Raw genomic sequence first — 13,167 nt, 5'->3', positions numbered from 1 at the left:
ACGATGCGAATGGAAACGACATGAGATTCAGAAGAACCCTCTCCAGCGCGCTGGTCGCCTTGGTGACCGGAGCGCTGGCCTTCTCAATGACCTCGACGGGCGCCGAGGGGCAGGAGGCGCCGACGGACGCCCAGGTGTTCGAGGCCGAGGACGGAGCGCTCCAGGGCGTGACGGTCGGCTCCAGCGCTTCGGGGTACTCGGGCACCGGGTACGTCGAAGGCTTCGACGAGGCCACCGATTCGGTGACCATCACCGTGCCCGACAGCCCTGGCGGTCTGCACGACCTGACGATCCACTACCGCGCCCCGTACGGGGAGAAGCAGGCCTACCTGCAGCTCAACGGCGAGGGCGCCGGCAGCGTCACCTTCGCGGCGATCGATACCTTCAGCACCGTCTCGGCGGGTCGGATGCTCCTGGAGGAGGGCGAGAACACGATCGCGATCGTCAACAACTGGGGCTGGTACGAGATCGACGCCATCAGCCTCGCCCCCAGCGAGCCGCGGCCGCCGCACCAGGTGAGCGGGATTCCCGTGGACCCCGACGCCACGCCCGAAGCCCGAGAGCTGCTGGCCGACATCGCCGCGAACTACGGCGAGAACATCCTCAGCGGACAGCAGGATGTGGCGGACGTCGAGTGGGTGGAGCAGAACGTCGGCAAGGCCCCCGCGGTGATGGGTGTGGACATGATGGACTACTCGCCCAGCCGGGTCGAGCGCGGCACCGTGGGCACCGACGTCGACGCCGCCCTGCCGTGGGCCGAGCGCGGCGGCATCGTCACCTTCACGTGGCACTGGAACGCGCCGACGGGGCTGATCGACGAGCCGGGCAAGGAGTGGTGGCGCGGCTTCTACACCGACGCCACGACCTTCGACGTGGCGGCGGCGCTGGCGGACAAGGAATCCGAGGAGTACCAGTTGCTGCTCCGCGACATCGACGCGATCTCCGAGGAACTGCTGCGGCTGCAGGACGCCGGCGTGCCGGTGCTGTGGCGCCCGCTGCACGAGGCCGAGGGCGGCTGGTTCTGGTGGGGCGCCAAGGGCCCCGAACCCGCCAAGGAGCTGTGGCGGATCATGTACGACCGCATGGTCGACCACCACGGGCTGCACAACCTGCTCTGGGTGTGGAACTCCACGCAGACCGAGTGGTACCCGGGCAACGACGTGGTGGACATCATCTCGGCCGACGCCTACCCGCAGGCCGGCGACTTCGGACCGATCAGCGGCACTTACGAGAAGCTGGTCGAACTCGTCGGCGACGAGAAGCCGGTGGCCCTCACCGAGAACGGCTCCATCCCCGATCCGGACCTCCTGGAGGCCTACGAGGCCGACTGGAGCTGGTTCAACACCTGGGCGGGCGATTTCATCCGCGACGGTGTCCACAATCCCCCCTCCCACCTGGAGCACGTCTACAACCACCCCCGCGTCATCACCCTGGACGAGCTGGATGAATGGCGCTCCGGCTCGGAATCCGAAGCTCCCTCCGCTCCCGGCGCACTGGCAGCCTCGGACGTCGGCAGCGACCGGGCGACCCTCACCTGGGAGGCGGCCGAGCCCGGTTCGGCCGAGATCGCCGGCTACGAGGTGTACGCCGGAGACGTGGGCGGCGATCCGCTCGCCGTCGTGGAGGCGCCCGCCACCACCGTGACGCTCACCGATCTGGCACCGGGCACCGCCTACACCTTCCGAGTCGTCGCCGTGGACGCCGAAGGCCGTGCCTCGGCACCGTCCGCGCCGGTCGAAGTGACCACCGAAGGAGCAGACCCCGCCGGGGCCTGCACCGTCGACTACCAGGTCAGCGCCGACTGGGGCAACGGGTTCGTGGCGGAGGTCGCGATCACCAACGAAGGCCCGGCCCTCGACGCCTGGGAGCTGGGATTCGCCTTCCCGGGGAGCCAGCAGGTCAGCAACGGCTGGAACAGTGACTGGGCCCAGAGCGGAAACCAGGTCACCTTCACCGACGCCGGATGGAACGGCACGCTGGCCTCGAACGAGTCCACCACCATCGGGTTCGTCGGCAGCTACAGCGGCGGCAATCCCGCTCCCGAGGCCTTCACCCTCAACGGCGCTTCCTGCGCCGTGGGCTGAGCGGCCGGTCGGAGTCCGGTGCGGTCCCGCACCGGACTCCGGCGCTGCGGCGAAACAAGCGACCTCGGCCGGCCGGCGTTCGAAGACGACTGCTCGCCATTGCGGCTGAGCGAACGAGCTCGTGGGTCGCCGGGCTCGGGGAGTGTCGGAACACTCGTGCGCGAAGCGTTTCCGTCGCGGCCGTCTGCAGTGGTCAAGCTGAGCGACGGGCAGTTCGGCGACCCGTCGCGGATGGTGGGACCGGCTTGTGGCGGCTGATCCGCCTGGCGTGAGCGGTTGGATGCGGCGCCGCTCTCATCGCTCCGACGCCGTGGCCGACGGGCATTTCCATTTCGGGCGCATGTGTTATATATTTATAGTTGCAAATATCTCCTTTTATTGGGAGCGCTACCATGCTCAGATCGAGAAACCACCGCATCAGAAGCCTCATCCTCGCGTTCGCCGCGGTGGTCATGGCCGGTGCTTCGGCGCTGTTCTTCACCGCCCAGACAGCCTCCGCGCACGGCACGGCGACCTCGCCGCCCGCGCGGCAGTACAGCTGCTGGGAGCGCTGGGGCGCCGACCACACGAACCCCGGCATGGCCACTGAGGACCCCATGTGCTACCAGGCCTTCCAGGCCAACGCCAATGCCATGTGGAGCTGGATGAGCCTGCTCCGCGAGGGCATGCAGGGGCAGCATGAACAACGCATCCCGGACAACCAGCTCTGCTCCGGCGGCAACGCCGGCTACGCTGCGCTCGACGAGCCGGGGAACTGGCACACCACCTCGCTCAGCAACAACTTCACCCTCCATTACGAGGACCAGGCGACGCACGGGGCGGACTACTACTGGGTGTACGTCACCAAGCAGGGATACGACGCCACCACCGACGCGCTCGACTGGGGCGACCTCGAACGGGTCGTCGAGACCGGCGTCTACCAGCCGGGCGAGCCGGTCGACATCCCGGTGAGCGCGCCGGGCCGGACGGGGCACCACGTGGTCTACGTGGTCTGGCAGGCCAGCCACCTCGACCAGACCTTCTACTCCTGCTCGGACGCGTGGTTCGGCGGCGGCTCGCAGCCCGACCCGACCGACCCGCCGGATCCCACCGACCCGCCGGACCCGACCGACCCGCCGGCCGACGGCGAGTGCACCGCCACCTACACCGTCGCCAACGACTGGGGTTCGGGCTTCACCGCCAGCGTCGAGGTCGCCAGCACCGGCGGCTCCGGCTCGTGGGAGGTGAACTGGACGTGGCCGGGCGACCAGCAGGTCACCAACAGCTGGTCGACCACGCTGAACCAGTCCGGATCGTCGGTCACCGCGACCGGCGCCTCCCACAACAACACGCTTGCCTCCGGGCAGTCCACTTCGTTCGGATTCAACGCCGCTTACGGCGACTCGAACACCGCTCCGGAGCTGACCTGCACCATCGGCTGACCGTCGAGCGGATACCGGGCGGTCTCGGCCCCAGCGGTCGAGACCGCCTTCACTCTGCGATGGCGTGGTCGAAGCAGCGAGCCGTTTCAAGGCATTGCGCCGGTGCGACCCGTCGGTGGACTGCGGCCGAAGGCCGTGCGGAGCACGGTCGCGGCGCCGAATCCGGTGAAAGCGCTGACGCGGGAGCCGCGCGATATCCCCCCGCGGCATGGCCGACCCGGTTATTCTCTGGCCCATCTGCGACGGACCCGCCGCCGGTCGAAGCGACATCGGTCCGTAGGGGAGGGGGCTCCGCGGTGAACGACGACGTGAGACCGGAGATGCCGCGGTGGGTGGACCTGGCGCTCACCATCATCATGGCGCTGGCCGCCGTCGGCACCGCTTGGGCGGGCTTCCAGAGCGCGAAATGGAGCGGCCTCCAGGCCATCGCCTTCGCCGAAGCCGGAGCGGCCCGGACCGAGTCGGCCAAGGCCAGCACCGACGCCGGGCAGGACCGCCTGGCCGACACCGTCACGTTCACCTCCTGGCTCGAAGCGCTGCAACAGGAGATCGTCGCCGGGACCTCGCCGCGCCCCCAAGGCGACTACACCCCGAACGACGAGGAGCTCTCGGGCTTTCTCTACGAGCGGTTCCGCCCGGAGTTCAAACCCGCCGTGGACGCCTGGATCGCCACGCAGCCGCTGATCGACCCCGACGCCCCCGCGACCCCGTTCGAGATGCCCGAGTACACCCTCGAATCCGACGCCCGCGCCGCGTCGCTCGTCGAGGAGGCCGAGGCGTCGACGCAGGAGGCGCACGACGACAACCAGCGCTCCGACAATTACGTCTTCATGGCCGTGATCCTGGCGCTCGCGCTGTTCTTCGCCGGCGTCGCGGGCCGGTCCAGGACCCTGCGCTCGCAATACCTGCTGTCGATCGCCGCCACGGTGACCTTCGTGGGGGCGGCGATCGTGCTGCTGGTGCTGCCCAAGACCTTCTGACCGGCCTTCAGGGAGCGACCGCGTCCGGCGGAGGTATCCGAGGAAACCGCGGATGCCCGGCCGTCCACGGTGTAGCGTCCCATCCAGGAGCCGCGCGACGCGGCGCCGCAGAGCGGCGGGGAGGCAGACATGCAGGGCAAGGCACCCGTGGACCTGGTGCTGGTCGAGTTCTCTGGGAACCGTTTCGACGGGCGGGTCCTCGACGAGCTCGAACGGCTCGACGCCGACGGCACGATCAACGTCCTCGACGCGCTGCTGGTCAGCCGCGGCGCCGACGGCTCGGTCGAGTGGATCGAGGCCTCCGGCGCCGATGAGCGCCTCGACGCCCTCGTCGGCGAACCGGCCGGACTCCTCAGCGCCGAAGACGCCGAGGCCGTCGCCGAGGAACTCCAAGCCGACACCGCGATCGGGATGCTCCTGTTCGAGCACACCTGGGCCGCGACCCTCGCCGAGGCCGTTCGAGGCGTCGGCGGCCACCTGCTCGACTGGGAACGCGTCCCGGCCGCCGCCATCGCCGAACTCGCCGAGAACTAGGAGGCACTGCCATGATTCGACGCGTCGGACGCCCTGGCCTGCTCGGCACCATGGCCCGCACCGCCGTCATCGCGGGTACCGCCGGAGCCGTCAACCGCTCCATGAACCGCGCCGCGGACAACCGCGCGCAGACTCGGGCCGACGCCGAGGCCTACCGCGAGCAGCAGCAGTCCGCTCCCGCCGCGGGCGGTGGCGGCGAGGACGTGATCACCAAGCTCGACCAGCTCGCCCAGCTCCACGCCTCAGGCGCCCTCACCGATGAGGAGTTCGCCGCCGCCAAGACCAAGCTCTTGGCCTGACCCCGCGGGTGTCGGTATTGGAGCCGGAGCCTCGGTCTCGCCATGCGTTGCAGAGCGGCCCCGGCGCCTTGCCTCTGACGTGTGAATATTACTGTTCACCAGGTATTCCGTACGCGTCGGTGTGAGACTGTCGCCATGACAGCTTCGAAACCAGCATCACCGTCGGTCGCGGCTCAGCAGCGGGAGCTGCTCGGCCGCCTGCCATTCTCGGACACGCGCGACTTCGACGACGCGACCCGGGGTCTCATCGCCCGCCGCGAACCGGGCGCCGTCACCGGCCAGGACGGCGAGACCGTGTGGGACAACGACACCTACGACTTCCTCGACGGCGACGCCCCCGACACGGTGAACCCGAGCCTGTGGCGCCAGTCCCGACTCAACGCCATCGCGGGCCTGTTCGAGGTCGTGGAGGGCATCTACCAGGTCCGCGGACTCGATCTCTCCAACACCACGTTCGTCGAGGGCGACGAGGGCGTCGTCGTCATCGACACGCTCCTGTCCGCCGAGACCGGCGCGGCGGCCCTCGCGCTCTACCGCGAGCACCGCGGGGAGCGGCCGATCAAGGCCGTCGTCTACACCCACTCGCACGCCGACCACTTCGGCGGCGTCAAGGGCTTCGTGACGCAAGAGGAGGTCGACGCCGGGGCGGTCAAGATCTTCGCACCCGAAGGGTTCGTGGAGCACGCCGTCTCCGAGAACGTCTACGCGGGCACCGCGATGAACCGCCGTGCCGCCTACATGTACGGCGCGGTCCTCGCCCGCGGCCCCCACGGCCAGGTCGGGGCGGGCCTGGGCCAGACCATCTCGACCGGCACCGTCACCTTGATCCCGCCGACCGACGAGATCACCACCACCGGCCACGAGGCCACCGTCGACGGCGTCCGCATGGTCTTCCAGATGGCCCCCGAGACCGAAGCGCCCTCGGAGATGCTCATCTACCTGCCGGACTTCAAGGCGCTGTGCACGGCCGAGGACGCGACCCACAACTTCCACAACATCCTGACGCTGCGCGGCGCGGTCGTGCGCGACCCGCATGTGTGGTCGAAGTACCTGACCGAGACGATCGACCTGTTCGGCGGCGACGCCGAGGTCGTCTTCGCCTCGCACCACTGGCCCACCTGGGGGAACGAACGCGTCGTCGAGTTCCTCACCAACCAGCGCGACCTCTACGCCTACGTCCACGACCAGACGCTGCGCCTGCTCAACAAGGGACTCACCGGGTCCGAGATCGCCGAGGAGCTCACGCTCCCTCCCGTGCTCGAGAACGCCTGGAACGCCCGCGGCTACTACGGCTCGCTCAATCACAACGTGAAGGCGATCTACCAGCGCTATCTCGGCTGGTTCGACGGCAACCCCGCGAACCTGTGGCAGCACACGCCCGTGGAGCGCGCCAAGCGCTACCTCGCGCTGGCCGGCGGGGCCGACAAGGTCGTCGACGCCGCGCGCACCGCGTTCGAAGCGGGGGACTACCGCTGGGCCGCCGAGATCCTGGGGCACGCGGTCTTCGCCGAGCCCGGCCATGCCGAGGCGAGCGCCCTCCTGGCCGATACCTACGAGCAGCTCGGATACGGCGCCGAGAACGGCACCTGGCGCAACTTCTACCTCTCGGGAGCCACCGAGCTGCGTGAAGGGAACTTCGGCACGCCGACCGAGACGACCTCGGCCGACATGATCGGCCAGCTCTCGCCCGAGCTGTTCTTCGCCGCCATCGCCCTCCAGGTGGACGGCCCGAGGGCCTGGGACGAGCGGCTCTCGATCGACGTGGTGCTCACCGACACCGGCGAGCGGTACCGCCTGCGCCTGGCCAACGGCGTGCTCACCCATTCCAGCGCGCCGCAGTCCGGCGACGCCGACGCCACGGTGACCGCGCCCGGCCGCGCGCTCCCGGCGATCATGGTGGGAGGACTCGATCCCGAGAAACTCGCCGAAGCGGGCATCGAGATCAGCGGCGACGAAGGAGCCCTCCGGCGCCTTGCCGCCGTACTCGACCCGGGTGATCCCGACTTCGCCATCGTCACGCCCTGACGAACGCGTCGTCGGCCGCTCGTCGACGCAGCGCCGCACCGGATCGCGAGCCCTGGGCACCAAGGCTCGCGATCCGGTGCGGCGGCCGTTGCACCCGGCGGTCCGGCGGCTCACCGGGCGGTCTCACCCCAGGCCCGCCCGCCATCGTGCCGAAATGCGCCCCGAGCCTCGACCCCGTCTTTCCGGCTCAGTCGTCGGCCGCGTCCGAGCCGCCGCCGGAGCCCTCCCCCCGACGTCTGAAGGCCTCGGCCGCGGCGCGCACCGAGCGGTAGACCGGCAGGTCCCGTGCCAGCCCGGTGCGGTCGAACATGCGCCGCAGATCGGCGCGGGCCCGGGCGACCACCAGCACCGTGCCCTGCCGGGACAGCTCGTCGCGGAGGTTTTCGAGCGCTTCGATGCCGCTGGCGTCGATGTAGGTCACCGCCTCGCAGTTGAGGACGAACCACCGCGGCGCCGGATCGGCGAGCGACATGGCGCGCTCGGTGAAGTACTGGGCGTTGGGGAAGTAGAGCGGCGCGTCGAACCGGTAGACGACCATGCCTTCGACCAGGGCCGCCTTCGGGTGGTGGACGATGTCGCGGTAGCCGTCGACGTCGGAGACCGACCCGAGCACCGCGTCGTGGGGGCGGATCGACCGGTACACGAACACGCCCGCCGAGAGCGCGATCGCGACCATCAGACCGCCGAGGACGTTCAGGGCCAGCACCCCGAGCAGCGCCGCGAGCGCGAGCCCCGCTTCGGTGTCGTGGACTCTGCGCAGACGCCGGACGCCTCCGAAGTCGACCAGCCCGAGGGCGGCGCCGACGATGACCACGCCGAGCGCCGCGCTCGGCAGCGGTTCGACCAGCGCGGTCGCGAACAGGGCGACGGCCGCGGTCACGGCCGCGACCACGATCGACACGACGGGCGAGGCACCGCCGGCGTCGTCGTTGACGGCCGTCCGGGAACCGCTGGAGCCGACCGGGACCGCGCTCGTGACGCCCGCGACGACGTTGGCCGTCCCGAGGCCGAGGAGCTCGCGATCGGCCTCGACCGCGTACCCGTGCTTCTTCGCGTAGACCCGGGTGATCGCCGCCGCGTCGGCGAAGCCGACCAGCGCCATGCCCGCGGCGGGGACGACCAGGGCGCTGAGCCGCTCGAATCCGACCGACGGCAACGCCGGCAGCGGGATGCCGGAGGCGACATCGCCGACCACGGCGACACCGTGGGCCTCCAGGTCGAGCGTGACCGAGGCCAGGACCGCCACGGTGACCGTGACCAGCCCGGCGGGGACACGCGGCGCGAAGCGGCGCAGCAGCAGATAGGCCGCGAGCAGGCCGACCGAGAGCGCGACCGTGGGCCAGTGCGCCGAGGCGACCTCGGTGACGTTCTCCCACAGCCGCGGGAAGAAGCCGTTGGAGGCGATGTCCAGGCCCAGGAGCTTGCCGAGTTGCCCGACGATGATGATGCCGGCGACGCCGTTGACATATCCGAGGAGGATCGGCTTGGACAGGAACTGGGCCATGAACCCCAGCCGCATCGCGCCCGCGGCGATCTGGATCAAGCCGACCAGGAGCGCCATCGCGGCCGCCAGCGGCAGCAGCAGGTCCGGGTCCCCGGCGGCGATCGGCGCGATCGTGACCGCCGTGAGGGTGGAGAGCGTGCCCTCGGGCCCCACGACCAGCTGGCGGGAGGAGCCGAACAGCATGTACGCCAGCAGCGGGAACATCGTGGCGTACAGCCCGGCCACCGGGTCGACCCCGGCGAGCTCGCCCATGCCCAGCCCCGCCGGGACCGCGACGGCCGCGACCGACAGGCCCGCGACCAGGTCGGTCTTGAGCCGGGCCTTGCGGTCGTAGCCGCGCAAGACCGCCAGCCCCGGAGCCAGCGCCCACGGGGAGTCGGGCAGCAGCGCGGCGGCGCGCCTCTTCCACGCCGGGCTCACGAGCCGCGCTCTCCGGCCGCGGCGACCGCCTCGTCGATCGTGGGGTAGACCCGTTCGAGGTCGATCTCGGCGCGTCGGAGGATGTCGCGGACCTGCCCGATGTCGTGCGCCAGATAGAAGTCGACTCCCGCCCGGCGCAGCTCCCCGTCGAGCTCGGCGAGCATCTGAGCGGCGCTCACGTCGACCAGCGGCATCGATCCGCCGTCGAGGACCACGGCGCGGTGGCCCGCCGCGGCGGCGAGGAGGGCCGCCTTGACGCGGTCGGCGTTGGCGAAGAACAGGCTGCCTTCGCAGCGGACGACGGCGACGCCCGCGACGGGTCGCGCGCCCTCGTGCCGCTCGATGCCGACCCAGTGTCCGCTGCCGGTGCGGCCCAGCGCGGTCAGATTGGGACGGGAGGCGCGGTAGACCAGCAGCAGCAGCGACAGCACCATACCGATGACCAGGCCAGGCAGGGTGTCGAAGACCAGCACGCCGAGCATCGCGGCGAACGCGGCGACGAAGTCGGGGCGAGCGGCCAAGGAAGCCGAGGTGCCCCGCGGCGCCAGGGAGACCCGCCACAGCCGCCGGAACGCGGAGAAGTCGACCAGTTCGATCAGCGCCGCGATGACCACCGCGGCCAGGGCCGCTTCGGGAAGCTGCTCGAACAGGCCGGTGAGGAACAGGAGCGTCACCACCGTCAGCAGCGCCACGGTGAGGCTCGAGACCTGCGTGCGCGCCCCGGCGCCGCCGTTGACCGCCGTCTTCGACAGGCTGCCGTTGACCACCATGCCCGAGGCCAGGCCGGAGCCGAGGTTGGCCGCCCCGAGCCCGATGAGCTCCCGGTCCGGGTCGATCGAGTAGCCGTTCTCGGCCGCGTAGGCCTTGGACGCGCCGAGTCCTTCGACGAAGCCGATGAGCATCACGCCCACCGCGGGACCGATGAGGCCCGCCCACACCGATGCCTCCACGTCGGGTAGGCCCAGGGCGGGCAGCCCGGTGTCGATGCGGCCGACGATGTCCACGCCGCGATCGTCCAGGCCGAGGGCCGCGACGGCGCCGATCCCGATCGCCACTGCCACGAGCGCACCGGGCACCAGCGGCAGCCAGCGTTTGAGGCCGAGCACCGCGGCCAGGCAGAGCGCGCCCGTGCCGAGCGCCCAGCCGTTGGTCCCGCCCAGGCCGGTGAGCACGTGCCAGGCCTGCTCGAAGAAGTTCCCCTCCTCCTTCGAGATCCCCAGCAGCTTGGGGATCTGGCCGACGATGATGGTCAGCGCCATGCCGAGGATGAAGCCCTTGAGGACCGGCTCGGAGATGAACCCGGCCAGGAAACCGAGCCGCAAGAGCCCCGCGGCGAGCGCGACCGCGCTGGTGACGATCGCCAGCGCGGTGGTGACGGCGGCGTAGTCCTCGCTCCCGGCGTCGGCGTAGACGGCGACGATGCTGGCCGACAGGGCCGCGGTGGCGGCCATCGGGCCGACGACCAGCTGCCGCGAGGAACCGAACAGGGCGTACAGGATCAGGGAGGGGACGGCCGCGTAGAGCCCGACCACCGGCGAGACCCCCGCGATGGTGGCGTACGCGAGCGATTCGGGCACCAGCACCGCCCAGACGGTGAGCCCGGCGACCAGGTCGTAGCGCAGCCAGGCGGGCCTGTAGCCCCGCAGCCAGTCCGGCATGGCCGACCCCTCTCTGGGTTCACATCAGGGCCCGCAGGCCCTTGGACAGGAACAGCAGCCCGAAGGCCAGCGTCATCCAGAAGGTGAGCGCGTTGTTGTGGCGCAGCAGCCAGCGGCGGGCCCTGGGCAGGAATCCCGCCTCGCGCCCGGCGGCGAGGGTGATCGCGTACGGCGCGACCATGGTGAGCGAGCCGATGACGGTAAACAGCGCGGCCGGGAGGAGGTCCCGGCCCACCGCGAGGCGGTGCTGCCCGAGCTCGACGCCCGCGGCGATCAGCATGCTGGCGTTGACGGGGTTGGCGATGATGAGCACCCCGGCCAGGACGGCGATCTTCATGACCGACATCGAGTCGAGGGCGCGCAGCCAGGCCGGTGCCTTGATCTCACCGGCCTGGCCGCGCTGACGGGACCAGGCGAGCGCCACCAGCACGGCGATGCCGAGCATGACCAGCCCGAGGACGAGCACGAGCACCCCCTCCCAGACCGGCGTCTCACCGCGAGTGCGCGGCGGCGTCTGACGGACCACGGCCGCCACCGCCACCACCAGGGCGAATGAGACGATCAGCCAGGTCGTCTCGAACACCGTCGCCTTGCGGACGCCGCCGGCGCTCACCAGCAGCATGATGACCGCGGCGACCGGCAGCGGCGAGACCAGCAGGCCCACCGCGTACGGCAGCATCGACCCCAGCGCGTCCCACACTCGAACCTCCTCAGTCGCCGCCGCGTGCGGTGCGCTTGGCGCGCCCGAACCAGGCGCCCGCACCCGCCACGGCGCCGCTGACGACCGCCCCGGTCACGACCGTGAACCAGAAGCGCCGGCGGCGCGAACGGCCGCTGCTTCCCATCTCGACCTCCTCGTCCGCGCTCCTCGCCTCAGGCCCGTGCGGCCTGGATCGCCTCGCGCAGCTGCCGCTCGTCCTCGTTGGACAGCGAGGTCTGGATGAGCTTGCCGCCGAGCGGCTCGAGCGCCTCGATGACCTTGTCCTGCGTGAGCCGCTCGACGAGCATGAACAGCGCCGCCGAGCCGGGCGTCAGCTGCTCGGACAGCTCTCGCATGAGACCGTCGTTGACGCCGGTGTCGGTCGCGGCCCCGCCGAGGGCCCCGCTGCCGGCGCCCACGGCCATGCCCAGCAGGGGCATGAAGAACAGCAGGCCGATCAGCCCGCCCCACAGCGCACCGGAGGTGGCCCCGAGGCCGGTGTTGCTGCGTGCCTGGTGGAGCTTGATCTTGCCGTCCCGGTTCTCGGCGACGACGATGTCGGCGAGCGTGATCAGGTTGGACTGCTGCAACTCGATCGTCCTGTCGCGCGCCCGGTCGGCGGTGGCGACGTCCGGGTAGGCGATGACGTAGAGGTCGCTCATCGGTCGGTCCTTTCCGTGTGGTTCTTCACTGTTCGGGCTCGTTCTAGAACGCCGCCAGGCCTTTGCCGACGAGGACGGCGCCGAGGACGAGCAGCACGGTGAACATCACCGTGGCGTTGTTGGCGGTCAGCCAGTCTTTGAGCGCGCCGAGCGGGCGTGCCATGCGCCCGCTGAACAGCAGGTACATCACCACCGGCACCAGCACGCTGGAGCCGGCGAGCAGGACGAACAGGCACAGGCCGCCGACGGCCTCGCCGCCCGAGAGCCGCGCGAGCGATATGCCCGCGGTCAGCGCCAGCGACAGGTTCTTGGGGTTGAGCGCCGACAGGGCCGCGCCGACCGCGAGCGCGGCGGGCGGCGACATCCGGTCGACCCCGGCCATCCACTTCGGCAGTTCGGCCTCCTGCCCCGGCTCGGGGCGCTTGCGCCACTGCCCGAGCGCCATGAGCACGAACAGGGCGCCCAGCGCGAGCTTGACGAGGCCCACGGCCGTGCCGCCGCCCCCCGAGCCGGCGGCGGCCGAGGCGGGCACGAAGAGCATCACCACGAGCGCGACGACGAGGATGCCGAGCAGCCAGCCGACGGCGAACGCCGGCGCGGTCCGCCTCGCCCGCGGCGAGAGCAGCATCAAGATGGCGGCGATGATCGGTATCGGGCTCAGCGCGATGCCGATCGCCTGCGGCAGAATCTCCCCTACGATCTGGCCGAACATCGCCGCTCCCGGGGGCCGGTCTCCGATGCGGAGGGGAATGACGATCGAGGGCGCACGCGGCGGATCAGCGGACCCGCAGCGGGGCGGGGCGGGGTCTGCCGGGGCCAAGGCGTCTCCATCCTCGCCCCCTTTCGTCGTGTATTCAAATTAGACGCGCAGCGGGGCGGG

General features: G+C 70.8%; 12 protein-coding genes. 6 read left to right on the top strand and 6 right to left on the bottom strand.

The features are described 5' to 3' along the window. Window positions 1–20: 20 nt before the first annotated feature. The 6 genes from YWW_RS31175 to YWW_RS0117045 all read left to right on the top strand — a co-directional run bounded on the left by YWW_RS31175 (window position 21) and on the right by YWW_RS0117045 (window position 7,343). Window positions 21–2,084 (top strand): glycosyl hydrolase, encoded by a 2,064-nt coding sequence (locus YWW_RS31175; RefSeq protein WP_081687545.1) that lies wholly within the window; start codon window positions 21–23, stop codon window positions 2,082–2,084. 392 nt (window positions 2,085–2,476) lie between these two features. Beyond that, entirely contained in the window at window positions 2,477–3,505 is a 1,029-nt protein-coding gene (locus YWW_RS0117065) for a lytic polysaccharide monooxygenase auxiliary activity family 9 protein (protein WP_026931050.1), read from the top strand. A gap of 296 nt (window positions 3,506–3,801) precedes the next feature. After that, window positions 3,802–4,485: a hypothetical protein gene (locus YWW_RS31170; RefSeq protein WP_051325955.1), complete on the top strand. Its 684-nt coding sequence runs from the start codon at window positions 3,802–3,804 to the stop codon at window positions 4,483–4,485. A 129-nt stretch (window positions 4,486–4,614) separates the two neighbouring features. Beyond that, on the top strand, window positions 4,615–5,019 hold the full coding sequence (locus YWW_RS31165; RefSeq protein WP_051325954.1) for a DUF6325 family protein: 405 nt from the start codon (window positions 4,615–4,617) through the stop codon (window positions 5,017–5,019). A gap of 11 nt (window positions 5,020–5,030) precedes the next feature. Next, a complete protein-coding gene (locus YWW_RS0117050) occupies window positions 5,031–5,318 on the top strand; it encodes an SHOCT domain-containing protein (RefSeq protein WP_026931049.1) in 288 nt (95 codons plus the stop codon). Between the two features lie 135 nt (window positions 5,319–5,453). Beyond that, window positions 5,454–7,343 (top strand): alkyl/aryl-sulfatase, encoded by a 1,890-nt coding sequence (locus tag YWW_RS0117045; RefSeq protein ID WP_026931048.1) that lies wholly within the window; start codon window positions 5,454–5,456, stop codon window positions 7,341–7,343. Between the two features lie 187 nt (window positions 7,344–7,530). Here the strand turns inward: YWW_RS0117045 and YWW_RS31160 are convergent, their stop codons facing one another. From YWW_RS31160 to YWW_RS0117015, 6 genes are read right to left on the bottom strand one after another with little or no spacing between them, the layout of a single operon-like run. Next, window positions 7,531–9,267 carry a SulP family inorganic anion transporter gene (locus YWW_RS31160; RefSeq protein ID WP_211228605.1) on the bottom strand — a complete coding sequence of 579 codons (1,737 nt, stop codon included), beginning with the start codon at window positions 9,265–9,267 and terminating at the stop codon, window positions 7,531–7,533. Then, a complete protein-coding gene (locus YWW_RS0117035) occupies window positions 9,264–10,925 on the bottom strand; it encodes a SulP family inorganic anion transporter (RefSeq protein WP_026931047.1) in 1,662 nt (553 codons plus the stop codon). The genes YWW_RS31160 and YWW_RS0117035 overlap by 4 nt, the downstream gene beginning before the upstream one ends. Before the next feature lie 19 nt (window positions 10,926–10,944). Then, window positions 10,945–11,625, bottom strand: coding sequence for a GAP family protein (locus YWW_RS0117030; RefSeq protein WP_026931046.1), 681 nt, complete (start codon window positions 11,623–11,625; stop codon window positions 10,945–10,947). 10 nt (window positions 11,626–11,635) lie between these two features. Then, complete coding sequence (locus YWW_RS37825; RefSeq protein ID WP_281171012.1) at window positions 11,636–11,770, bottom strand: hypothetical protein; 135 nt, start codon at window positions 11,768–11,770, stop codon at window positions 11,636–11,638. Window positions 11,771–11,798: 28 nt separating this feature from the next. Further along, window positions 11,799–12,287, bottom strand: a complete 489-nt coding sequence (locus YWW_RS0117020; protein ID WP_026931045.1) for a DUF1269 domain-containing protein — start codon at window positions 12,285–12,287, stop codon at window positions 11,799–11,801. Between the two features lie 43 nt (window positions 12,288–12,330). Continuing rightward, entirely contained in the window at window positions 12,331–12,999 is a 669-nt protein-coding gene (locus YWW_RS0117015; RefSeq protein ID WP_026931044.1) for a GAP family protein, read from the bottom strand. Between the last annotated feature and the right edge of the window lie 168 nt (window positions 13,000–13,167).

Origin of the sequence: Glycomyces tenuis DSM 44171 (assembly GCF_000427885.1) — a bacterium.
Classification (GTDB): domain Bacteria; phylum Actinomycetota; class Actinomycetes; order Mycobacteriales; family Micromonosporaceae; genus Glycomyces; species Glycomyces tenuis.
Note: the sequence above shows the minus strand (reverse complement) of the source record. Positions and strands in the feature narration are given on the sequence as shown.

Bases quoted from the DNA above. Each gene is read 5' to 3' on its own strand.
- YWW_RS31175 (WP_081687545.1), top strand. From the start codon at position 21: ATGAGATTCAGAAGAACCCTCTCCAGCGCGCTGGTCGCCTTGGTGACC.
- YWW_RS0117065 (WP_026931050.1), top strand. From the start codon at position 2,477: ATGCTCAGATCGAGAAACCACCGCATCAGAAGCCTCATCCTCGCGTTC.
- YWW_RS31165 (WP_051325954.1), top strand. From the start codon at position 4,615: ATGCAGGGCAAGGCACCCGTGGACCTGGTGCTGGTCGAGTTCTCTGGG.
- YWW_RS0117050 (WP_026931049.1), top strand. From the start codon at position 5,031: ATGATTCGACGCGTCGGACGCCCTGGCCTGCTCGGCACCATGGCCCGC.
- YWW_RS0117045 (WP_026931048.1), top strand. From the start codon at position 5,454: ATGACAGCTTCGAAACCAGCATCACCGTCGGTCGCGGCTCAGCAGCGG.
- YWW_RS0117035 (WP_026931047.1), bottom strand. From the start codon at position 10,925: ATGCCGGACTGGCTGCGGGGCTACAGGCCCGCCTGGCTGCGCTACGAC.
- YWW_RS37825 (WP_281171012.1), bottom strand. From the start codon at position 11,770: ATGGGAAGCAGCGGCCGTTCGCGCCGCCGGCGCTTCTGGTTCACGGTC.
- YWW_RS0117020 (WP_026931045.1), bottom strand. From the start codon at position 12,287: ATGAGCGACCTCTACGTCATCGCCTACCCGGACGTCGCCACCGCCGAC.
- YWW_RS0117015 (WP_026931044.1), bottom strand. From the start codon at position 12,999: ATGTTCGGCCAGATCGTAGGGGAGATTCTGCCGCAGGCGATCGGCATC.